This window comes from Kocuria sp. LUK (assembly GCF_021012935.1).
GTDB classification, from domain to species: domain Bacteria; phylum Actinomycetota; class Actinomycetes; order Actinomycetales; family Micrococcaceae; genus Kocuria; species Kocuria flava.
This window is the reverse complement of record NZ_JAJMZI010000003.1, coordinates 115,268-135,941: the sequence shown is the minus strand read 5'-3', so window position 1 is coordinate 135,941 and position 20,674 is coordinate 115,268. Positions and strand designations below refer to the sequence as shown.

Sequence of the window (20,674 nt, the reverse complement as noted above, 5' to 3'; positions counted from 1 at the left end):
GGGTGCTCACTCCTTGGTGTAGGGCCGGCCGGAGGCCGCCGGGGCGCGGGAGGCGCCCACGAGCCCGGCGACCGCCAGGATCGTCACGACGTAGGGCAGCATGGCCAGGAACTGGCTGGGCACCGGGGTGCCCAGGAAGGACAGGATCGACTGCAGGTTCGAGGCGAAGCCGAACAGCAGGGAGGCCAGCAGCGCCCCCACGGGGTTCCACCGGCCGAAGATCAGCGCGGCCAGGGCGATGTAGCCGGCCCCGGAGGTCATGTCCCGGGTGAAGGCCGAGACGGAGACCAGCGTGTAGAACGCCCCGCCGAGCCCGGCGACGGCGCCGCCGAGCAGCACGTTGCGGAAGCGCAGGGCGTTGACCCGCACCCCGAGGGTGTCGGCGGCCTTCGGGTGCTCCCCCACCGCGCGCGTGCGCAGGCCCCAGCGGGTGCGGTAGAGCGCGAACCACACGACCGCCACGGCGGCCCACATGAGGTAGCCGATCACGGACTGGTCGAAGAGGATCGGGCCGAGCACGGGGATCTCGGCGAGCACCGGCACGGCGACGCGGGGCAGCCGCGGCGGGGCGTTGAAGACCGCCGCGTCGGGCTCCAGCACGGTCGCGAACAGGAACCCGGTCAGCCCGGAGACCAGCACGTTGAGCACGACGCCCACGATCACCTGGTTGACGCGGTAGGTGATGGCGAAGACCGCGAGCACGAGCGAGACGAGGGCCGCCCCGAGCACCGCCGCGAGCAGCCCGACCCACGCGCTGCCGGCGAGGGAGCCGGCCACGGCCGCGGCGAAGGCGCCGAAGAGCAGCTGGCCCTCGATCGCGATGTTGACCACCCCGGAGCGCTCGCACAGCAGCCCGCCGAGGGAGCCGAAGACCAGCGGGACGGCCAGGGCCACGGACCCCGCCAGCAGCCCGGACAGGGAGACCTCGGGGCTGCGGGCGCTGCCGACGATCCACACGAGGAAGCCGGTCACGAACAACAGCCCGAAGCAGGCGGCGGCCCACCGCGGCAGGTCGCGCCCGGCGCGCACGCGCAGCACCGCGAGCACGGTGAGCCCGGCGAGCACGGCCACGGTCGTCCAGCCCCACGCCACCCCGTGCAGGACCAGGTCGGGGACCCGGAAGAGGTCGCCGTCCTCGGAGACCCGGAAGCGCACGGCGTTGTCCGGGGCGCTGAGCCCGAAGAGCACGAGGGCCACGAGGCTCAGCAGGCCCAGGACCAGCGGGGTGCGCCGGTTGCGGGCCCCGACGACCTCGTTGGCCGCGGCGGTGGACAGGCCGGCCCCGGGAACCGCGGTGGTGCTCGCGGTCGCGCCGGGACGGGTCCCCTCCGGGCGCGCCCCGCCGGCGGCGGGGGCGGCCCAGGGGGCGTCGTCGCGGTGCTGCTCCTGCGGGCTCATGCCCGGACCCCCTCGGTGGTGGTGCCCCGGCCGCGCCGGGCCCGGGCGCGGCCGGTGCGCAGCAGCGGCGGCAGGGCGATGAACAGCACGATCAGCGACTGCACGACGAGGACGATGTCGATGTTGGTCCCGGTCATGGACTGCATGGTGACCCCGCCGGCGCGGAACGCGCCGTAGAGCAGCCCCGCGAAGAACGTCCCCCACGGCCGCGAGCGGCCCAGCAGCGCCACGGTGATGGCGTCGAAGCCGAAGGAGGCGGCCACCCCGGCGGTCAGCGCCCGCTCGGTGCCGGCGACCTGGGCGACGCCGGCGAGCCCGGCGAGCGCGCCGGCGAGGATCATGACGACGACGAAGCCGCGGGTGACCGAGATGCCGGCCGTGCGCGCGGCCCGCGGGTTGGCGCCGACGGCCCGCAGCTCGAAGCCGATCGTGGAGCGCTTCAGGACCCAGGCCACGACCACGGTGGCCAGCACGGCGAGCACGAAGCCCCAGTGCAGGCGGAACTGCTCGCCCAGCAGCGGCGGGAGCATCGCGGTCTCGGCGAGCTGGGGGCTGACGGGGTTGGTGGAGCCCGGGCGCAGGAACGCCGGGCGGGTGAGCAGCCAGGCCACGAGGTTGAGCGCGATGTAGTTGAGCATGATCGTGAGGATCACCTCGTGGGCGCCGGTGCGGGCCTTGAGCAGCCCGACGATCCCGCCCCACACGGCCCCGCCGAGGGCGCCGGCGGCGATCACCGCGAGCAGGTGCACCCCCGGGGGCAGCTGCCAGGCGAAGCCGACCCACGCGGCGAGGGCCGCGCCGACGAGCAGCTGGCCCTGGGCGCCGATGTTGAACAGCCCGGCCCGGAAGGCCACGGCCACGCCCAGGCCGGCCAGCACCAGCGGGGTGGCCACGGTGAGGGTCTCGGTGAGGGGGTAGATCCGCTGGACCGCGCCGGCGCCGTCGGGGTTGTAGACGGCCCCGCGGAACATGGCCTCGTAGGCGGAGGCCGCGGCGGTCCACATCGCGGCGAGGGTGTCCCCGGGCCGGGCGAAGAAGTAGCCGGCGGACGCGGCGACCTCGTCGTCCGTGAGGGCGATGAGCAGCCCGCCGAGCACGAGGGCGGCGACGACGGCGAGCACGGACTGCAGGGCCGAGCCGGCGCGGGTGCGCCCGCGCGCCCCGGGGGCGGTCTCCGTGGGCGGCGGCGCGGCCTGCTGGTCGGCGGCCGCGGTGGTGGCGCTCATGGCTGCTCCTTCGGGGACGGGGCCTGGGCGCGGGCCGGGACGGCCCCGGCCTCCTCGGCGGTGGCCCCGGCCATCATCTGGCCCAGGACGTCGCGGGGGGTGTCGGGGCCGACGACGCCCATGACGCGGCCGTGGAAGAACACGGCGATGCGGTCGGCGAGCGCGTAGACCTCGTCGAGCTCGGTGGAGACGATCAGCACGGGCACGCCCCGGTCCCGCTCGGCGACGATCTGCTCGTGGATGAACTCGATCGAGCCCACGTCCACGCCGCGGGTGGGCTGGGAGGCCAGCAGCAGCCGCAGCGGCCGGGAGAGCTCCCGGGCGATCACGACCTTCTGCTGGTTGCCGCCGGAGAGGGTCTCGACGGGGGCGTCGACGGAGGGGGTGCGCACGTCGAACTGCTCGACGCGCCGGCGGGCGTTGTCCTCGATCGCGCCCAGGCGCAGGGAGGGCCCGCGGGCGAAGCGCTCGTCCCGGTAGAGGTCGAGCACGAGGTTCTCGGCCACGGTGAAGGACCCCACGAGGCCGTCGGTGGAGCGGTCCTCCGGGACGAAGCCGACGCCCTCGGCGAGGACCCGGCGCACGGGCAGCCCGAGCAGCTCGGTGCCGTCGAGGCGGACCGAGCCGGTGGCGCGCTCGCGCAGGCCGAGGACGGCCTCGGCGAGCTCGGTCTGGCCGTTGCCCTGCACGCCGGCGACCGCGAGGATCTCCCCGCGGGCGACGTCGAGGTGGACGTCGTCGAGCAGCTTCACCCCGTCGTCCCCGACCACGCTCAGCCCCGAGATCTCCAGCGCCCGCTCCCCCGGCGCCGCCTCGTCCTTGGCGACGGTCAGCGACACGTCGCGCCCGACCATGAGCGCGGCGAGCTCGGCGGTGGAGGCCTCCGGGGAGGTCTGCCCGACCACGCGGCCGCGGCGGATCACGGTGATGACGTCGGAGACCTCGCGCACCTCCCGCAGCTTGTGCGAGATGAACAGGACGGAGCGTCCCGAGGCGCGCAGCTGGCGCATGATGGCCAGCAGCTCGTCGGTCTCCCGGGGGGTGAGCACGGCCGTGGGCTCGTCGAGGATCAGCACCTGGGCCTCGCGCACGAGGGCCTTGATGATCTCCACGCGCTGCTGGACGCCCACGGGCAGGTCCTCGACCACGGCGTCCGGGTCGACGTGGAAGCCGTAGCGCTCGGAGATCTCGCGGATCCGCCGCCGGGTGGTCCCGAGGTCGAGGGCCCCGCCGCGGGTGGTCTCCGCGCCGAGGGCCACGTTCTCCGCGACCGTGAACACGGGCACCAGCATGAAGTGCTGGTGGACCATGCCGATCCCGGCGGCCATGGCGTCGCCGGGGCCCGCGAAGGACACCTCGGCGCCGTCGACGAGGATCCGGCCGGCGGTGGGCCGGTAGAGCCCGTAGAGCACGTTCATCAGGGTGGACTTGCCGGCCCCGTTCTCGCCGAGCAGGCAGTGGATCTGGCCGGGCTCCACGACGAGGTCGATGTCCTCGTTGGCCGTGAAGGAGCCGAACCGCTTGGTGACGGACTGCAGTTCGAGCTGCATCGTTGCGCGCTTCCTCCTCCTGGGCCCGCGGGCCCGGGCACGCCGCCGCCGCCGGGGTCCGGGCCGGGCCCGGCGGCGGCGGGTGCGGTGGTCGTCCCGGCCCTCAGGCCTCGGGCGAGTTCTCGGACTCGACGGGGACGGTGCCGTCGACGACGTCCTGCTCGAGCTGCTCGACCTCGGCGGCGAGCTCCTCGCCGACGGCCTCCTCCTGGTCGTGGAAGGGGGCGATGCCCACGCCGTCGTTCTCGAGGGTGCCGATGTAGGGCTCGTTGCTGAACTCCCCGCGGGCGGCCGACTCGACGACGTCCTGGACGGAGGTGCTCATCTGCTTGAGCACGGAGGTCAGCTGGTACTCCTTGCCCTTCTCGAGGGTCTCGTAGCCGTCGGCGTCGACCCACACGAAGCGGACCTCGTCGCCGCCGCCGGTGTTGGCCTCGACGACCGCGTCGATCGTGCCGAGGGCGGCCTGGCCGGCCACCGGCATGACGATGTCCGCGCCCTCGTTGACGAAGTTCTGGGTGGTGGTCTTCGCCGCCGAGGTGTCGGTGAAGCTGTTGACGAAGGTGCCGTTCTGGGCGTCCTTGTCCCAGCCCAGCAGCTGCACGTCCGTGCCCTTGGTCTCGTTGTAGTGGGCGATGCCGTCGGCGAAGCCGTCCATGAAGACGGTGACGGTGGGGATGTCCATGCCGCCGTAGGTGGCGACCGTGCCGGTCTGCGTGGCGCCCGCGGCGACGTAGCCGGCGAGGAACGCGGCCTCGGCGGTGTCGTAGACCAGCGGCTTGACGTTCTCGGCCTCGATCGAGCTGTCGTCGACGATCGCGAACTTCGCCTCGGGGTTGGCCTCGGCGACCTCCCGGGTGGCGTCGGCCAGGAGGAACCCCACGGACAGGGTGAGGTCGCACCCGGCCTGGACCATCGAGGTGAGGTTGGGCTCGAAGTCGGTCTCGGCCTGGGACTCCGCCTGCTGGATCTCGATGCCGATGGACTCCTCGGCCGCCTTCAGGCCCTCGTAGGAGTTCTGGTTGAAGGAGCGGTCCTGGAAGCCGCCGGAGTCGGAGACGATGCAGCCGGTGAAGTCGGTGCTCTGCTCCTGGGCCTGGCCGCCCTCCTCGGGCGGGGCGCCGCAGCCGGCGAGCACGAGCGCCGAGGCGCCCAGCACGGCGGCGGCGGAGAGGGAGCGGGCGGCTCGGGGCGTCCGGGGCGACGGGATCATGGTTCCTCCAGGGGGCGGGCACGGCGCGGCGGCGGGGCGGTGCGCGCGGCGGGCGCGGCACGGGGCCAGTGTACCCACGGGTAGGAGCGAGGGTGATCCACGCCACGCCCTCAGGGGGCGGCGGGCCCCTCGGCCTGCTCGCGGGCGTGCAGGCGGATGCCCCGCAGCGCCGCGGAGGCCATCACCTGCACGCCGCAGCCGATCGCGGCCTCGTCGGCGATGTAGTCCGACTGGTGCAGGTCGTAGGTGTGCCCGCCCCGGGTGCGGGTGCCCAGGCGCATCATGGCCCCGGGGACCTCCTGCAGGAACCAGGCGAAGTCCTCCCCGCCCATGGACTGGTCCACGAGCACCACGGCGTCCTCGCCCAGCTCGGCGCGGGCGGCGTTCTCCAGCAGCGTCGTCTCCGTCTCGCCGTTGACCACGGGCGGGACCCCGCGCACGTGCTCGAGCTGGACGTCCACCTCGTAGGGGGTCGCGACCTGGTGGACGACCTCGTCCAGCAGCGCCCCGGCCCGGTGCCAGGCGTCGGCGTCGAGGCAGCGCAGGGTTCCGGACATGAACCCGGTCGCGGGGATCGCGTTGGGCGCCACCCCGGCGTGCATCTGCCCCCAGACCACCGCCACCCCGGAGCGGACGTCGATGCGCCGGGAGAGCACCGCGGGGACGTTCACCGCGATCTGGGCCATCGCGTAGACGAGGTCCTGGGTCAGGTGCGGGCGGGAGGTGTGCCCGCCGCGGCCGGAGAGCTCGATCCGCACGGTGTCCGAGGCGGAGGTGATGGCCCCGATGCGGGTGCCGACCCGCCCGACGTCCACCTTCGGCTCGCAGTGCAGGGCGAACATCCGCGGCACGCCCTCGAGCACGCCCTGGCGGAGCACGCCCAGGGCGCCGCCGGGCAGCTGCTCCTCCGCCGGCTGGAAGACCACGCGCACCGTCCCGGCGATGTGGGCGGTGCGGTGCAGGTCGGCGAGCACGCGGGCGACGCCGACCATCACGGTGGTGTGGATGTCGTGGCCGCAGGAGTGGGCCACGCCGTCGTTGACGGAGGAGTACTCGAGCCCGGTCGCCTCCTGGATGGGCAGGGCGTCGATGTCCGCGCGCAGGCCCACGGCGATCGGCCCGTGGCCGATGTCCACGTAGCAGCCCGTGTCCGCCAGCCGCACCGGGCTCAGCCCCATCTCCTCCAGCGCCGCCACGATCCGGTCGGTGGTGCGGAACTCCTGGTAGGACAGCTCCGGGTGGCGGTGCAGGTCGCGCCGGAAGCCGACGAGCTCCGGCAGGTACCGCTTGAGCAGCGGGCCGATGGCCGGGGGCAGGCCGGCCTCCGTGGCGGGGGCGGAAGAGGACGCGTCAGGCATCTTCCCAGGATACTCCCGGCGGCGGGCGCTCCCGGGCGGGCCGGGGCGCCTCAGAGGACGTCGGTGTCGCCGCTGCGCTTGAGCGAGTTCACGGCGTCCTTGACCCGCTGGGCGTGCTCGCGCGTGGTCACCAGCAGGGCGTCGGGCGTGTCGACGACGACGATGTCCTCGACCCCGATCAGCGCGACCAGCCGGCCCGTGTCCGAGACGACGACGCCGGAGGACGCGTCGGCGAGCACCCGGGTGTTCTCCCCGAGCACCGCGACGTCGGAGTCCCCGGCCGGGTCCACCCGGTTCAGCCGGTGGATGGCCGCGAAGTCCCCGACGTCGTCCCACGTGAAGGTCGCCGGGACCATCGCCACGTCCCCGGCGGCCGCGGCCGGCTCGGCCACGGCGTAGTCGATCGCGGTCTTGGGCAGGCCCGGCCAGACGCGGTCCACGACCTCGTCCTGGGCGAGGGTGCCCCACGCGTCGGCGATCTCGGCGAGCCCGGCGTGCAGCTCGGGCTCGCTGCGCCGGAGGTGGGCCAGCAGCAGGGCGGCGGGGGCCACGAACATCCCGGCGTTCCAGGTGTAGTCGCCGCCGGCCACGTAGGCGCGGGCGGTCTCCTCGTCGGGCTTCTCCACGAACTCCTCGACCTGCAGGGCGTGCGGGGCGGCCTCCAGGCCCAGGGGCGCGCCGGCGCGGATGTAGCCGAAGCCGGTCGCGGGCGAGGTCGGGGGGATGCCGATCGTCACGATCCGCCCGGAGGCGGCCGCGGCCACGGCCTCGCGCACGACCTCCTGGAAGGCGGCGGCGGGCTGGATGACGTGGTCGGCGGCGAAGGACCCGACGATCGCCTCGGGGTCCCGGCGCAGCAGGAGCATGCAGGCGAGCCCGATCGCGGCCGCGGAGTCCTTGGGCGAGGGCTCCAGCACGAGGTCCGCGGCCGCGAGCTCGGGCAGCTGGGCCGAGACCGCCGGCGCGTGCGTGCGCCCGGTCACGACCATGACGCGCCCGCCGCTCAGCGGCGCGAGCCGGTCGTAGGTGGCCCGCAGCAGGGAGGAGCCCGACCCGGTGAGGTCCAGCAGGAACTTGGGGGCGTCCGCGCGCGAGAGCGGCCACAGCCGGGAGCCGACGCCGCCGGCGGGGACGAAGGGGTGGAAGTGCTCGATCGGGGTGGTCACGGCCCCCACTGTATCGGCGCGCGGGCCCGTCCCCGCCCCGCGGGCACGGGGCGGGCGTCCTGCACGCGGCGCGGGACAGGCTGTCAGCAAACTGCCAGGGCACTGGTATCGTGGAACGGAACTCGCGCAATATCCGACACAGAGCCGGAAGGGCTCCGCTCCCGCCGTGCACCGTGCGAATTCCCCGGTACCACCAGGCGCACGACGACGAGCGACTCAGGGAGGTTTTTCAGTGGCGAAGACATCCAAGGGCACCCTGTACAGGGGCCAGGCCCACGGCCAGTGGTCCTGGGTCGCCCACCGCATCACCGGCGTGGCCATCTTCTTCTTTCTCCTGGTCCACGTCCTGGACACCGCGCTCGTGCGGGTCTCGCCCGAGGCCTACAACGCGGTCATGGAGACCTACAAGAACCCGGTCATGGGCCTGGGCGAGGCCGGCCTCGTCGCCGCGATCGTGTACCACGCCTTCAACGGCCTGCGCATCATCCTGATCGACTTCTGGAAGCACGGCACCCGCTACCAGAAGCAGCTGCTGTGGGGCGTGCTGGGCCTGTGGCTCGTCGTCATGATCCCCTTCCTCGTTCGCCACCTCTCCAACGTCTTCGGGGGTTGAACCGCATGAGCACTCCGATCAAGGCCCGCATCGCCGTCCCGCGCAGCAAGGACCTGGAGGTCGACGGCGTCAAGTACAACCGCTCCTCCACCAAGCGCAACAACTTCGAGATGTACGCGTGGCTGTTCATGCGCCTGTCCGGCGCGGTGCTGCTGGCGCTCGTGTTCATCCACCTCTACGTCAACCTGCTGGTCGAGGAGGGCGGTGTCCACGCCGTGGACTTCGCCTTCGTGGCCGGCAAGTGGGCCAGCCCCTTCTGGCAGGTCTTCGACATGGTCCTGCTGTGGCTCGCGATGCTGCACGGCACCAACGGCCTGCGCGTGATCATCGACGACTACGCCGAGCGCGACCGCACCCGCTTCTGGCTCAAGGTGCTGCTCGCCGTGACCTCCGCCTTCGTGATCCTGCTCGGCACCCTGGTGATCTTCACCTTCGAGCCCTGCCCGACCGGCGCGGACCCCGCCCTCCTGGCGTCCTTCTGCACCGCGGGCTGAGGCCTCCGGCGCGGCCCGTCCCGACGGACGGGCCGCCCGCCGCCGGGACGACGACGACCGCGCGGCGCACGCAGAACTGCTGAGAAACACTCGAGAAGAAAGAACATTCCGGTATGCAGGTTCACAAGTACGACGTGGTCATCATCGGCGCCGGTGGTGCCGGTATGCGCGCCGCCATCGAAGCCGGTCAGCGCGCCCGCACTGCCGTACTGACCAAGCTGTACCCCACCCGGTCCCACACCGGCGCGGCGCAGGGCGGCATGTGCGCGGCCCTGGCCAACGTCGAGGAGGACAACTGGGAGTGGCACACCTTCGACACCATCAAGGGCGGTGACTACCTGGTCGACCAGGACGCCGCGGAGGTGATGGCCAAGGAGGCCATCGACGCCGTCCTGGACCTGGAGAAGATGGGCCTGCCCTTCAACCGCACCCCCGAGGGCAAGATCGACCAGCGCCGCTTCGGCGGGCACACCCGCGACCACGGCAAGGCGCCCGTGCGCCGGGCCTGCTACGCCGCGGACCGCACCGGTCACATGATCCTCCAGACGCTCTACCAGAACTGCATCAAGCACAACGTCGAGTTCTTCAACGAGTTCTACGTCCTGGACCTGGTCATGACCGAGGTCGACGGCGTCCGCCGCGTGGCCGGGGCCGTGGCCTACGAGCTGGCCACCGGCGAGCTGCACGTCTTCCAGGCCAAGTCCGTGGTCTTCGCCTCCGGCGGCGCGGGCAAGGTCTTCAAGACCACCTCCAACGCCCACACGCTCACCGGCGACGGCATGGCCATCGCCTTCCGCAACGGCCTTCCGCTGGAGGACATGGAGTTCATCCAGTTCCACCCGACCGGCCTGGCCGGCCTGGGCATCCTCGTCTCCGAGGCCGCCCGCGGCGAGGGCGGGATCCTGCGCAACGCCGACGGCGAGCGGTTCATGGAGCGCTACGCCCCGACCATCAAGGACCTCGCCCCGCGCGACATCGTGGCCCGCTCGATGGCCAACGAGGTGCGCGAGGGCCGCGGCGCCGGGCCCAACAAGGACTACGTCCTGCTGGACCTCACCCACCTGGAGCCCGCGCACATCGACGCGAAGCTGCCGGACATCACCGAGTTCGCCCGCACCTACCTGGGCGTGGAGCCCTACACGGAGCCGGTGCCGGTGTTCCCGACCTGCCACTACGTCATGGGCGGGATCCCGACCAACATCAAGGCCGAGGTGCTCGCCGACAACGAGACCGTGGTCCCGGGCCTGTACGCGGCCGGCGAGGTCGCCTGCGTGTCGGTGCACGGCTCCAACCGCCTGGGCACCAACTCGCTGCTGGACATCAACGTCTTCGGCAAGCGCGCCGGGATCTACGCCGCCGAGTACGCCCAGCGCGCCGACTTCGTCCCGGTCCCGGACACCGCCCTGGACTCCACCGTGGCGCTGCTCGACAACGCGCGCAGCGGCACCGGCACCGAGAAGGTCGCGGCGATCCGCAAGGACCTGCAGGACACCATGGACCTCAACGTCCAGGTGTTCCGCACCGCCGAGACCCTGCAGGCGGCGCTGGACGACATCGCCGCCCTCGAGGCCCGCTACGCCAACATCTCGATCCAGGACAAGGGCAAGCGCTTCAACCTGGACCTGCTGGAGGCCGTGGAGCTGGGCTTCCTGCTGCAGCTGGCGAAGGTCATGACCGTCGCCGCCCTGCACCGCGAGGAGTCCCGCGGCGGGCACTTCCGCGAGGACTTCCCCGAGCGCGACGACGAGCGGTTCATGGCCCACTCGATGGTCTACCTCGACCCGTCCTCGCCGACCGCCGGGATCCGCCAGGAGACGAAGCCCGTGATCTTCACCCGCTACGAGCCGATGGAGCGTAAGTACTGATGTCCACCGCACAGAACCCCGACCGGCCCGAGGACGGCCGCACGAACGATCCGCAGGACCGCGCTCCCGAGCACGGTCACGCCCCGGGGCACGAGCAGGACGACCGCGCCGGCTACAAGACCGACGCGGACTCCCCCGCCGTCGACGCCCGCGACGCCGAGGGCGCCGGGGACGGCTCCGACCCGGCCGCGGCCCACGCCGAGGCCGGCGCCCCCGCGGCCCGCACCGACGTGCAGGAGGAGGAGGGCCGGGCCGAGATCCCGACCTTCGAGCTCACCCTGCAGGTGCGCCGCTACAACCCGGAGCTCTCCGACGAGGTGCGCTGGGACGAGTACAAGCTCACCATGTACGGCACCGACCGCGTGCTGGACGCCCTGCACAAGGTCAAGTGGGAGATCGACGGCTCGCTGTCCTTCCGCCGCTCCTGCGCCCACGGCGTGTGCGGCTCGGACGCGATGCGCATCAACGGCCAGAACCGGCTCGCCTGCAAGGTGCTGCTGAAGGACCTCGACCTGTCCAAGCCCGTCACCGTGGAGCCCATCAAGGGCCTGCCGTGCGAGAAGGACCTGATCGTGGACATGGAGCCGTTCTTCCAGTCCTACCGCGAGATCATGCCCTTCCTCGTGGCCGGCGGCAACGAGCCCACCTACGAGCGCTTCCAGTCCCAGGAGGACCGGGCCCGCTTCGACGACACCACCAAGTGCATCCTGTGCGCGGCGTGCACCTCCTCGTGCCCCGTGTTCTGGACGGACGGGCAGTACTTCGGCCCGGCGGCGATCGTCAACGCCCACCGGTTCATCTTCGACTCCCGCGACGACGCCGGGGACCTGCGCCTGGAGATCCTCAACGACAAGGAGGGCGTGTGGCGCTGCCGCACGACCTTCAACTGCACCGAGGCCTGCCCCCGCGGGATCCAGATCACGAAGGCCATCGCCGAGGTGAAGAACGCGATCCTCTCCCGCTCCATGTGAGCCGTGCCCGGAGCCCTCGGCGGCCCGTTCCCCGCTGCGGCGGGGGACGGGCCGCCGTCGTTCCCGCCCCCTCCCCCGCCGCGCTGCGCCGGCGCCCGGCGGCTCAGGCGGAGGGGTCCGGCGGGACCCGCGCGGGCCGGACGACGAGCTCGACCGGCTCCCCGGCGGGCTGGACGCGCCCGCTGTGCCCGTCGGCCTGCACCACCGCTCCCAGGGCGGCGGAGAGCAGCAGGACCTGGCTGAAGAGGTAGAACCACACGAGCACCCCGACCACGAGCGCGACCGAGAGCAGGTAGGGGTTGGCGGTGAACCCGGCGATCACCGTGCCGCCCAGCACGCGCAGCGCGAAGTTGCCGGCCGCCGCGGCGGCCACGGTCGCCAGCAGCGCCGGGCGGGACAGGCGCAGCCCCGCGACCCCGCGCACGAGCTCGAGCGCGAACAGGGCGTCGAGCACGATCACGACCACGGTGGACAGCGCCCACGTCAGCCCCGTGCGCAGCCACTCCGGGCCGCTGCCCCACCCCAGTTCGCCGGTGAGGTCCAGCACGAAGCCCAGGAACCCGGAGGCCGCGCCGTTGGCCACGACCGACAGCGCCAGCAGCACCCCGAGCGTGCCCAGCCCGAGCAGGTCCCGCGGCACGGCGGCCACGGGCATCCCCTGCGCCGGGGGCACCTCGAAGAGCCGCCGGAACGCCAGCCGGACCCCGGAGACCCAGCGCCAGCCGGAGAAGACGAGCACGCCGGTGCCGATGACGGTCGCCAGGGTGAAGGGCCGGGAGTCCTCGAGCAGGCGCAGGGGGATGATCCCGCCCTGCCCCGTGTCGAGCAGGCCGGGCACCCGCGCGGTGACGGCGGCGACCACGGCCCCTCGCACCCGGGGGTCGTTGCCGAGGAACACGCCGATCGCCGAGAAGCCGACCACGAGCAGCGCCGTGGAGGCGAAGATCAGCACGAAGGACAGCCCGGCGGCCATCAGCGGACCGCCGTGGAAGAGGTAGTGCAGCACCACCCGGACCGGGTGGCGGCGGAAGAGCTCGGCCAGCACCGCCGCCAGCACGGCCCCGGCGAGGGCTCCCGGTCCGGCCCCGGCGGCGCGGTGCTCGCGCAGCAGCGCCCGCCGGCGCAGGGCCTCCACGCGCAGCCCGTGGCGGTCCAGGGCCCGCGGCGGCATCGGCGGGGCGGGCCCCGGTCGCGGCCGGGCGCGGGTGCTGGCCACCGGGCTCAGGCCCGCCCGCGCCCGCCGTTCGCGAACGGGATCTCCTCGCGGGTCCGCCACGTCCCGTCGGCGTCGAGCTCGTAGAGGCCGATCCGGTCCACGAGGAAGCCGGCGCGGTAGGTGCGCAGCATCTGCTGGGCCCGGTCGAGGTCCTCCTCCTCGACGGCCTGGGCGATGGTGACGTGGGGGTGGAACGCGAAGGGCGAGGCGGAGACCAGCCGCTCCCCGTGCAGGGCCTCGTGCAGCGCCCGGCACTGCTCGGCGCCCTCGGCGATGCGCAGGTAGACGACCGGGGTGACGGGGCGGAACGTGCCGGTTCCGTCGATCTCGACCCGGAAGGGCGCCCACTCGCGGGCGACCGTGCGCACGCGCTCGACCACGTCGTCCCAGGAGGCGTCCTGGGGGGCGATCATGAGGGTGATGTGGGCGGGGACGGCGTAGGAGGCGGGGTCGCCGAAGGACGCGCGCCAGTCCTGCAGCTCACGCCCGACGGGCTCGGGCAGCTCGATGACCACGCCGGCGTAGACCCGGCCCGGCCGGATGGTCGGTGACTGCTGCGGTCGGCTCAACTCGTCTCCTCACGGACGGCCCCCAGCCTAGCCCAGGGGCGCCCCCGCGTGCTCCAGGCGGGGCAGGAAGCCCATCCGCTCGTAGACCGTCGACAGCGTCGCGGCGGTGACCTCCCGGCCCTTCTCGGCGCCCCGGGCGAGGATGCGGTCCAGCTCGGCGGGGTCGTCCAGCAGCTCCTGGGCGCGCTGCTGGATGGGGGTGAGCACCTCGGTGACGACCTCCGCCAGCCCCACCTTCAGGTGCCCGTACATCCGGCCCTCGTACTCGGCGACGATCTCGTCCACGGGGCGCCCGGTGAGCGCGGAGTAGATCGTGAGCAGGTTGGACACGCCCGGCTTGGCCTCGCGGTCGAAGCGGATCTCGGTGCCGTCGTCGGTGACGGCCGCCTTGATCTTCTTCGCGTTCTTCTTCGCCGGGTCCAGCAGGCGGATCAGGCCGTTCTCGCTCGCCGCCGACTTCGACATCTTCGCCGTGGGCTGCTGCAGGTCGTAGACCTTGGCGGTCTCGGCGAGGATCTTCGGCTCGGGCACCACGAAGGTGTCGCCGAAGCGGGTGTTGAAGCGCTGGGCGAGGTTGCGGGTCAGCTCCAGGTGCTGGCGCTGGTCCTCCCCCACCGGCACCGCGTGGGCCTGGTAGATGAGGATGTCCGCGGCCATCAGCACCGGGTAGGCGAAGAGCCCGACCGTGGCGTTGTCGGCGCCCTGCTTCGCGGACTTGTCCTTGAACTGGGTCATCCGGGAGGCCTCGCCGAAGCCGGTGATGCAGTTCAGCGCCCACGCGAGCTGCGCGTGCTCGGGCACGTGGGACTGCACGAGCAGCGTGGAGCGCTCGGGGTCGATGCCGGCGGCGATGTACTGGGCGGCGGTGACCCGGGTGCGCCGGGCCAGGGTGGCGGGGTCCTGCTCGACCGTCACGGCGTGCAGGTCCGCGACGAAGAACACGCACTCGTTCTCGTCCTGCATCCGCACCCAGTTGCGCACGGCGCCCACGTAGTTGCCCAGGTGCAGGGAGTCCGCCGAGGGCTGGACGCCCGAGACCACGCGGGGCCGGCCGCTGGGGGTGGGGACGTCGAACGGGACGGGGTCGGTGCGCACGGGCGGGGTTCCTTCGGTCGGCGGGATCAGAACTGGTAGTCGACGACCACGGGGGCGTGGTCGGAGAAGCGGGTGTCGTAGCTCGCGGCACGGTCCACGACGGCCGTGACCGCGCGGGCGGCGAGGCCGGGGGTGGCCATGTGGTAGTCGATCCGCCAGCCGGCGTCGGTGTCGAAGGCCTTCCCCCGGTAGGACCACCACGTGTAGGGGCCCGGCACCGGACCGGCGAGCTCGCGGGCGACGTCCTTGTAGCCCAGCTCCCCGAAGAAGCGGTCGAAGTAGGCGCGCTCCTCGGGCAGGAACCCGGCGTTCTTGACGTTGCCCTTCCAGTTCTTGATGTCGAGCTCGGTGTGCCCGACGTTGAGGTCCCCGACGACGAGCACGTGGTCGGCCTCGCGGGCGAGCTCGGGCAGCCGCTCGGTCATGGCCTCGAGGAAGCGGTACTTGTCGTCCTGGCGGACGGTGCCGACCTCCCCGGAGTGGACGTAGGCGGAGACGACGGTCAGGGTCGAGCCGTCGGCCAGGGCGTGGTCGGTCTCGACCCAGCGGCCGGAGGCGGCGAAGTGCTCGACGCCGATCGACCCGCGCCGGGCGGTCGGCACCAGCGCGCCCCCGCGGGCGTCGCGGCGGGTGGCGGTGGCCACCCCGGCGCGGCCCTTGTCCTCGGCCTCGGCGTGGTGGACGTCCCAGACCTGCTCGTCGAGCAGCCCGCGCACGATCGCGTCGGGGGCCCGGACCTCCTGCAGGCACAGGATGTCGACGTCGCGCTGCGCGAGCCAGTCGGCCATCCCGCGCTTGTAGGCGGCGCGGATGCCGTTGACGTTGACGGTGGCGACGCGCAGGCGGTTCTCGGGGCGGGTCATGCGGGGGGCACCTGTTCTCGGAGGTCGGGGGCGGAAGGGGGGCGGGGCGTCAGTCGACGACGGTGCCGTGCAGCGGCTCCTGGCGCAGCATGCTCATCCCGTTGCCGGCGGTGATGTCGATGGTCTCCAGCGCCCGGTCGAGGGCCTCGCGCTCGGCGGTCCCGACGGGCAGCCCGTCGAGCTCCTGCTTGATGACCTTCGACTGGACCAGGACGATCTGGAAGCTGTGCGAGAGCTTCTCGTCGCGCATCGAGGCGGCCGGGCCGGAGGCCGTCGCGGCCGGCGCCCGCCCGTGCTCGGCGCGCAGCTGCTCGCGGGCCTCCTCGACCTGGCGGCGGCCGAACGCCGCGGCGCGCCGGACCATGAGCACGACCCACGCGGCGAGCAGGAGCCAGCCCAGGGCGATCCCGGCCAGGGCCCAGCCCAGCACCGAGTTCGCGTCGGCGGCCCGGAGCAGGGCGACCACGAAGATCACGACGAGCACGGCGAGGCCCACCACCGTCCCCCACAGGGCGGTGCGGTTCTCGCGGGCCGGGGCGGACGGGGTCGGGGATCCGAGGGAGCGCATGGCGCCCATTGTCTCAAATCCCCGCCCCGCCCACGAACCGGGGTTCAGCGCAGCCCGGCCTCCCGCTCGGCGGACTCGACGACGTTGAGCAGCAGCATGGCCCGGGTCATGGGCCCGACCCCGCCGGGGTTCGGGGAGATCCACGAGGCCCGCGCGGCGGCGTCCGGGTGCACGTCCCCGGCGAGCTTCCGCCTGCCCGTCTCCGGGTCCTCGACCCGGGAGACCCCGACGTCCAGGAGCACGACGCCGTCCTTGAGGTGCTCGGGGCCGATCATGTGCGGGCGGCCCGCGGCGGCGACGACGACGTCGGCCTGGCCCAGCAGCGCCTCCAGGTCCCGGGTGCCGGTGTGGGCGAGGGTGACCGTGGCGTTGATCTCCTTGCGGGTCAGCAGCAGCCCGATGGGCCGCCCGACCGTCACGCCGCGGCCCACGACGAGCACGTGCTTGCCGGCCAGCTCCACGTCGTGGCGGCGCAGCAGCTCGACCACGCCGTTGGGCGTGCACGGCAGCGGGGAGCGCATCGGCTCGGCGACGTTGAGCACGAGCCGTCCCAGGTTGGTCGGGTGCAGCCCGTCGGCGTCCTTGTCCGGGTCGATCCGCTCGAGCACGGCGTTGGTGTCGATCTGCGGCGGCAGCGGCAGCTGGACGATGTAGCCGGTGCAGGCGGGGTCGGCGTTGAGCTCGTCGAGGGTGCGCTCGAGCTCCTCCTGGGAGACGTCGGCCGGCAGCTCGCGGCGGATCGAGGCGATGCCGACCTCCGCGCAGTCCTTGTGCTTGCCGCCGACGTAGGAGCGGGAGGCCGGGTCCTCGCCCACGAGGACCGTGCCGAGGCCGGGGACCACGCCCCGCTCGGCGAGCACGGCCACCCGCTGGGCGAGCTCGTCCTTGATGGCGGCGGCGGTGGCCCGCCCGTCGAGGATCTGCGCCACCGGGCTCACCACTGCTCCAGCCCCTCGTAGAGCGGCAGGTCCGCGGCGAGCGCGTCGACGCGGGCGCGCAGCGCCTCGACGTCGGCGCCGGGCTTCAGGGCCGCGGCGATGACGTCGGCGACCTCGGTGAACTCCGCGGCGCCGAAGCCGCGGGTGGCCAGGGCCGGGGTGCCGATGCGCAGCCCCGAGGTGACCATCGGCGGGCGCGGGTCCCACGGGACGGCGTTGCGGTTGACGGTGATCCCGGCGCGGTGCAGCAGGTCCTCGGCCTGCTTGCCGTCCAGCTCGGAGTCGCGCAGGTCCACGAGGACCAGGTGCACGTCGGTGCCGCCGGTGAGCACGGAGACCCCGGCCTCGGCGACGTCCGGGGCGGCGAGGCGCTCGGCGAGCAGGCGGGCGCCCTCGAGGGTGCGCTCCTGGCGCTCGCGGAACTCCTCGGTGGCCGCGATCCGGAAGGCCACGGCCTTGCCGGCGATGGCGTGCATCAGCGGCCCGCCCTGCTGGCCGGGGAAGACCGCGGAGTCGATCTTCTTCTTCAGCTCCCCGGTGGTGAGGATGACCCCGGAGCGGGGGCCGGCGAGGGTCTTGTGCACGGTCGAGGTCACGACGTGGGCGTGCGGGACCGGGTTCGGGTGCAGCCCGGCGGCCACGAGACCGGCGAAGTGGGCCATGTCCACCCACAGCTTGGCCCCGACCTCGTCGGCGATGGAGCGGAAGGCCGCGAAGTCCAGCTGCCGGGGGTAGGCGGACCAGCCGGCGACGATGACGTCGGGGCGCTCGGCGAGGGCCTGCTCGCGGACCTTGTCCATGTCCAGCACGTAGCTCTCGGGGTCGACCTCGTAGGCGGCGATCTCGTAGAGCTTGCCGGAGACGTTGAGCCGCATCCCGTGGGTGAGGTGCCCGCCGTGGGCCAGGGACAGCCCCATGAGCTTGTCGCCGGGGTTCATCAGCGCCTGCATGACGGCGGTGTTGGCCTGGGCGCCGGAGTGCGGCTGGACGTTGGCGTGCTCGGCGCCGAACAGGGCGGTGGCCCGGTCGCGGGCGAGGTTCTCGACGACGTCGACGTGCTCGCACCCGCCGTAGTAGCGGCGGCCGGGGTAGCCCTCGGCGTACTTGTTGGTCAGCACCGAGCCCTGCGCCTCGAGCACGGCCCGCGGCGCGAAGTTCTCCGAGGCGATCATCTCGAGGGTGGACCGCTGGCGGCCGAGCTCGTCGGCGATGGCCGCCGCGATCTCCGGGTCGACCTCGGCGAGGGGCTGGTTGGTGACGGACGCGCTCGTGGACATGCCGCTCCTGGTGCTCGGGACCTGTGGTTCGGTCCCGATTCTAGGCGATGGGGCCCGTGCGGCGGGCCCGCCCGGGCGGGCTCAGCCGGCCGCGCCGGTCCCGCGGCGCAGCCACGCCCCGCGGGCCGCGCCGGCGCCCCGGGCGACCACCCGCTCCAGGGGCCCGCGGCCGAACGCGTTGCGCCAGGCGAGGGCGAACAGGGCGGCGAGCACCACGTGGGCCGTGAACCACGCCTCGGGCCGGTCGACGTGCAGCTCGGGGATCAGCGCGAGCAGGTGGGCGCTGTAGAGGGTCAGGGTCATGGCGCCCATCGCGGCCAGCGGCGCCAGCCAGGCCCCGGCCCGCCGGGCCACCAGGAGCATGCCGCCGAGCGCGGCGACCGCGATGCCGAGGTCCTGCAGGACCGACACCGGCGTGTTGGCGTGCGGGCCGGGGATCAGCAGCCACCACCACGTCGTCGTGGGCAGGGTGTCCCCGGGGCCCCACACGATGATCTCGTCGAGCTGCCACGCGTCGAGCCACGGGGTGGCGGCCAGGATCCGGTCGTAGCCGCCGCCGGCGATCACGGCCACCCAGTAGGTGCACCAGGCGGTGACCGCGAGCGCGGCCCCGCCCAGGAGCATCCCGGTCTGCACGCGCAGGGCGGAGAGGTTCAGGCGGGCCAGGCCGAGCCCGGCCAGCAGGTAGGCGAGGTAGACGAGGGCGGGGTAGGTGCCGGTGAGCAGGACCTGGGCGAGGACGGTGCCCGGGGCGGTGAGGACGTCGACGAGGGTCGGGCTGACCGTGTCGGGGGCGGGCAGCAGCGGCCCGAGCACGTGCAGCGCCACGGGGCCGGCCACGGCGGTCCCGGCGGCCCAGCCCAGCAGCGCCCGGGCGCCCAGGTGCAGGAAGGGCAGGGCGAGCAGGAAGAACATGCCGTAGTAGAGCAGGATCCCGTAGGCGGGCGGGTCCTCGGGCATCAGCCCGTTGATCAGCAGCCCGGTGACGGCCACGAGCAGGGCGCGCACGACGATCCCGGCCCGGTCGGCCGCCAGCCGCCGGCCCCGGTGCGGGGTGCGGCCCCCGGTGGTGAAGGCCAGGCCCACCCCGGCCAGCAGCGCGAACAGTGCCGCGGACTGGCCGGAGAACAGCGTCCACTGCAGGGTGGCCCCGTCGTCGGCGGGGTCCCAGGCGGGCAGGATGTGCACGGCCATCAGCCCGACCAGGGCGAGCCCCCGGGCGGCGTCGACGCCCACCAGCCGGCGCCCGGACCGGCCGGCGGTCCCGTCCGCGGCCGGCGCCCCCGTCCGGTGGTCCTCGATGCTGCTCATGCGTGCCGTCCCCTCCTCGGTGTGCGCGCCGGGCCCCCTGCCCGACGGCGCCCCGGGCGTCCCCCGGGGTGCGGGAACCAGTCGACCACCCGGGGATGTGGCCGTCTTAGCGGCATCGTGTGCGTCCGCTGTGAAAGCCCCGGAGGCCGCCGGCCCGCCGCTAGGCTGGCCGGGACGGGCGCGGGTGCGCCCGTCGGGAGGAGGACCGATGGGACGGGGGCGCACGCGGTGAGCGGGGCGGAGCAGCGGCCGGTGGCGCTGGACCTGCCGCGGCTGACCCACCCGGACGGCACGCCCGTGCGGGTGCTGGTGGTGGACGACGAGCCGCTGCTGGCCCAGATGGTGGGCATGGGCCTGGGCATGCTGGGCTGGTCGGTGCGCACGGCCCACGACGGCGAGACGGCCGTCGCCGAGGCCCGCGAGTTCCGCCCGGACGTGCTCGTGCTGGACGTCATGCTGCCGGGGTGCTCGGGCGTGGAGGTCCTGGAGCGGGTCCACGCCTTCGACCCGGAGGTCCCCGCCCTGTTCCTCACCGCCAAGGACAGCGCCGAGGACCGGATCACGGGCCTGGTCGCCGGCGGGGACGACTACGTCACCAAGCCGTTCAACATGGAGGAGCTGATGCTGCGGCTGCACCGGCTCGTGCACCGCTCCGGCGCGGCCCGGGCCGACCACGCCGAGCTCGTGGTCGGGGACCTCGTGCTCAACCGCGACACCCGTGAGGTCACCCGGGCGGGGCGTGCGGTGGAGCTGACGGCCACCCAGTTCGAGCTGCTGCGCTACCTGATGGAGAACCCCCGCCGGGTGCTGAGCAAGCCGCAGATCCTGGAGCGGGTGTGGGGCTACGACTTCGGCGGGCAGACGAACATCGTGGAGCTCTACATCTCCTACCTGCGCAAGCGCGTCGACGCCGGCCACGAGCCCATGATCCACACGGTGCGCGGGGCGGGCTACGTGCTGCGCCCGGCCGCGGGCGCCTGAGC

General features: G+C 73.5%; 19 protein-coding genes. 5 read left to right on the top strand and 14 right to left on the bottom strand.

The window, feature by feature from the left end; translation table 11 throughout:
* Nucleotides 1-6: 6 nt before the first annotated feature.
* From LQU92_RS06235 to LQU92_RS06210, 6 genes are all read right to left on the bottom strand, one after another.
* Nucleotides 7-1,398 (bottom strand): ABC transporter permease, encoded by a 1,392-nt coding sequence (locus LQU92_RS06235; RefSeq protein ID WP_230779000.1) that lies wholly within the window; start codon nt 1,396-1,398, stop codon nt 7-9.
* The gene (locus LQU92_RS06230; RefSeq protein ID WP_101852828.1) at nt 1,395-2,624 is read right to left on the bottom strand and encodes an ABC transporter permease; all 1,230 of its coding nucleotides are present in this window, start codon (nt 2,622-2,624) and stop codon (nt 1,395-1,397) included. The genes LQU92_RS06235 and LQU92_RS06230 overlap by 4 nt, the downstream gene beginning before the upstream one ends.
* Complete coding sequence (locus LQU92_RS06225) at nt 2,621-4,174, bottom strand: ABC transporter ATP-binding protein (protein ID WP_112254685.1); 1,554 nt, start codon at nt 4,172-4,174, stop codon at nt 2,621-2,623. The genes LQU92_RS06230 and LQU92_RS06225 overlap by 4 nt, the downstream gene beginning before the upstream one ends.
* A 103-nt stretch (nt 4,175-4,277) precedes the next feature.
* Nucleotides 4,278-5,387 carry a BMP family protein gene (locus LQU92_RS06220; protein ID WP_101852830.1) on the bottom strand — a complete coding sequence of 370 codons (1,110 nt, stop codon included), beginning with the start codon at nt 5,385-5,387 and terminating at the stop codon, nt 4,278-4,280.
* Between the two features lie 110 nt (nt 5,388-5,497).
* Nucleotides 5,498-6,745 carry an amidohydrolase gene (locus LQU92_RS06215; protein WP_101852831.1) on the bottom strand — a complete coding sequence of 416 codons (1,248 nt, stop codon included), beginning with the start codon at nt 6,743-6,745 and terminating at the stop codon, nt 5,498-5,500.
* Between the two features lie 50 nt (nt 6,746-6,795).
* Nucleotides 6,796-7,911 carry a mannose-1-phosphate guanylyltransferase gene (locus LQU92_RS06210; RefSeq protein ID WP_058859784.1) on the bottom strand — a complete coding sequence of 372 codons (1,116 nt, stop codon included), beginning with the start codon at nt 7,909-7,911 and terminating at the stop codon, nt 6,796-6,798.
* A gap of 232 nt (nt 7,912-8,143) precedes the next feature.
* Here LQU92_RS06210 and sdhC point away from each other — a divergent pair, with 232 nt between their 5' ends.
* The 4 genes from sdhC (at nt 8,144) to LQU92_RS06190 (ending at nt 11,854) form a co-directional block, all read left to right on the top strand.
* The gene (gene sdhC, locus LQU92_RS06205; protein WP_058858248.1) at nt 8,144-8,524 is read left to right on the top strand and encodes a succinate dehydrogenase, cytochrome b556 subunit; all 381 of its coding nucleotides are present in this window, start codon (nt 8,144-8,146) and stop codon (nt 8,522-8,524) included.
* 5 nt (nt 8,525-8,529) lie between these two features.
* Complete coding sequence (locus LQU92_RS06200) at nt 8,530-9,018, top strand: succinate dehydrogenase hydrophobic membrane anchor subunit (protein ID WP_058858247.1); 489 nt, start codon at nt 8,530-8,532, stop codon at nt 9,016-9,018.
* Nucleotides 9,019-9,131: 113 nt separating this feature from the next.
* Nucleotides 9,132-10,883, top strand: coding sequence for a succinate dehydrogenase flavoprotein subunit (gene sdhA / locus LQU92_RS06195; RefSeq protein ID WP_058858246.1), 1,752 nt, complete (start codon nt 9,132-9,134; stop codon nt 10,881-10,883).
* On the top strand, nt 10,883-11,854 hold the full coding sequence (locus LQU92_RS06190) for a succinate dehydrogenase iron-sulfur subunit (RefSeq protein WP_101852832.1): 972 nt from the start codon (nt 10,883-10,885) through the stop codon (nt 11,852-11,854). Before sdhA ends, LQU92_RS06190 begins: the two co-directional genes overlap by 1 nt.
* 103 nt (nt 11,855-11,957) lie before the next feature.
* On the opposite strand, the gene LQU92_RS06185 is transcribed toward LQU92_RS06190, so the two are convergent.
* From LQU92_RS06185 to LQU92_RS06150, 8 genes are all read right to left on the bottom strand, one after another.
* Nucleotides 11,958-13,070, bottom strand: coding sequence for a YhjD/YihY/BrkB family envelope integrity protein (locus LQU92_RS06185; RefSeq protein ID WP_230778998.1), 1,113 nt, complete (start codon nt 13,068-13,070; stop codon nt 11,958-11,960).
* A gap of 5 nt (nt 13,071-13,075) precedes the next feature.
* Nucleotides 13,076-13,639 carry a 2'-5' RNA ligase family protein gene (locus LQU92_RS06180; protein ID WP_101852834.1) on the bottom strand — a complete coding sequence of 188 codons (564 nt, stop codon included), beginning with the start codon at nt 13,637-13,639 and terminating at the stop codon, nt 13,076-13,078.
* A gap of 27 nt (nt 13,640-13,666) precedes the next feature.
* A complete protein-coding gene (trpS, locus tag LQU92_RS06175) occupies nt 13,667-14,734 on the bottom strand; it encodes a tryptophan--tRNA ligase (RefSeq protein WP_230778996.1) in 1,068 nt (355 codons plus the stop codon).
* Nucleotides 14,735-14,760: 26 nt separating this feature from the next.
* A complete protein-coding gene (locus tag LQU92_RS06170; RefSeq protein WP_230778994.1) occupies nt 14,761-15,597 on the bottom strand; it encodes an exodeoxyribonuclease III in 837 nt (278 codons plus the stop codon).
* 49 nt (nt 15,598-15,646) lie between these two features.
* Complete coding sequence (locus LQU92_RS06165) at nt 15,647-16,165, bottom strand: hypothetical protein (protein ID WP_230778992.1); 519 nt, start codon at nt 16,163-16,165, stop codon at nt 15,647-15,649.
* A gap of 44 nt (nt 16,166-16,209) precedes the next feature.
* Entirely contained in the window at nt 16,210-17,094 is an 885-nt protein-coding gene (locus LQU92_RS06160) for a bifunctional methylenetetrahydrofolate dehydrogenase/methenyltetrahydrofolate cyclohydrolase (protein WP_101853225.1), read from the bottom strand.
* Nucleotides 17,095-17,099: 5 nt separating this feature from the next.
* Nucleotides 17,100-18,380, bottom strand: a complete 1,281-nt coding sequence (glyA, locus tag LQU92_RS06155) for a serine hydroxymethyltransferase (protein WP_101852838.1) — start codon at nt 18,378-18,380, stop codon at nt 17,100-17,102.
* Nucleotides 18,381-18,461: 81 nt separating this feature from the next.
* A complete protein-coding gene (locus tag LQU92_RS06150) occupies nt 18,462-19,691 on the bottom strand; it encodes a heparan-alpha-glucosaminide N-acetyltransferase domain-containing protein (RefSeq protein WP_230778990.1) in 1,230 nt (409 codons plus the stop codon).
* A 252-nt stretch (nt 19,692-19,943) separates the two neighbouring features.
* Here LQU92_RS06150 and LQU92_RS06145 point away from each other — a divergent pair, with 252 nt between their 5' ends.
* A complete protein-coding gene (locus LQU92_RS06145; protein WP_101853226.1) occupies nt 19,944-20,672 on the top strand; it encodes a response regulator transcription factor in 729 nt (242 codons plus the stop codon).
* The last annotated feature ends 2 nt before the right edge of the window (nt 20,673-20,674 follow it).

Bases quoted from the DNA above. Each gene is read 5' to 3' on its own strand.
- LQU92_RS06150 (WP_230778990.1), bottom strand. From the start codon at position 19,691: ATGAGCAGCATCGAGGACCACCGGACGGGGGCGCCGGCCGCGGACGGG.
- sdhA (WP_058858246.1), top strand. From the start codon at position 9,132: ATGCAGGTTCACAAGTACGACGTGGTCATCATCGGCGCCGGTGGTGCC.
- LQU92_RS06230 (WP_101852828.1), bottom strand. From the start codon at position 2,624: ATGAGCGCCACCACCGCGGCCGCCGACCAGCAGGCCGCGCCGCCGCCC.
- LQU92_RS06170 (WP_230778994.1), bottom strand. From the start codon at position 15,597: ATGACCCGCCCCGAGAACCGCCTGCGCGTCGCCACCGTCAACGTCAAC.
- LQU92_RS06200 (WP_058858247.1), top strand. From the start codon at position 8,530: ATGAGCACTCCGATCAAGGCCCGCATCGCCGTCCCGCGCAGCAAGGAC.
- LQU92_RS06220 (WP_101852830.1), bottom strand. From the start codon at position 5,387: ATGATCCCGTCGCCCCGGACGCCCCGAGCCGCCCGCTCCCTCTCCGCC.
- LQU92_RS06215 (WP_101852831.1), bottom strand. From the start codon at position 6,745: ATGCCTGACGCGTCCTCTTCCGCCCCCGCCACGGAGGCCGGCCTGCCC.
- LQU92_RS06225 (WP_112254685.1), bottom strand. From the start codon at position 4,174: ATGCAGCTCGAACTGCAGTCCGTCACCAAGCGGTTCGGCTCCTTCACG.
- glyA (WP_101852838.1), bottom strand. From the start codon at position 18,380: ATGTCCACGAGCGCGTCCGTCACCAACCAGCCCCTCGCCGAGGTCGAC.
- LQU92_RS06235 (WP_230779000.1), bottom strand. From the start codon at position 1,398: ATGAGCCCGCAGGAGCAGCACCGCGACGACGCCCCCTGGGCCGCCCCC.
- LQU92_RS06165 (WP_230778992.1), bottom strand. From the start codon at position 16,165: ATGCGCTCCCTCGGATCCCCGACCCCGTCCGCCCCGGCCCGCGAGAAC.
- LQU92_RS06190 (WP_101852832.1), top strand. From the start codon at position 10,883: ATGTCCACCGCACAGAACCCCGACCGGCCCGAGGACGGCCGCACGAAC.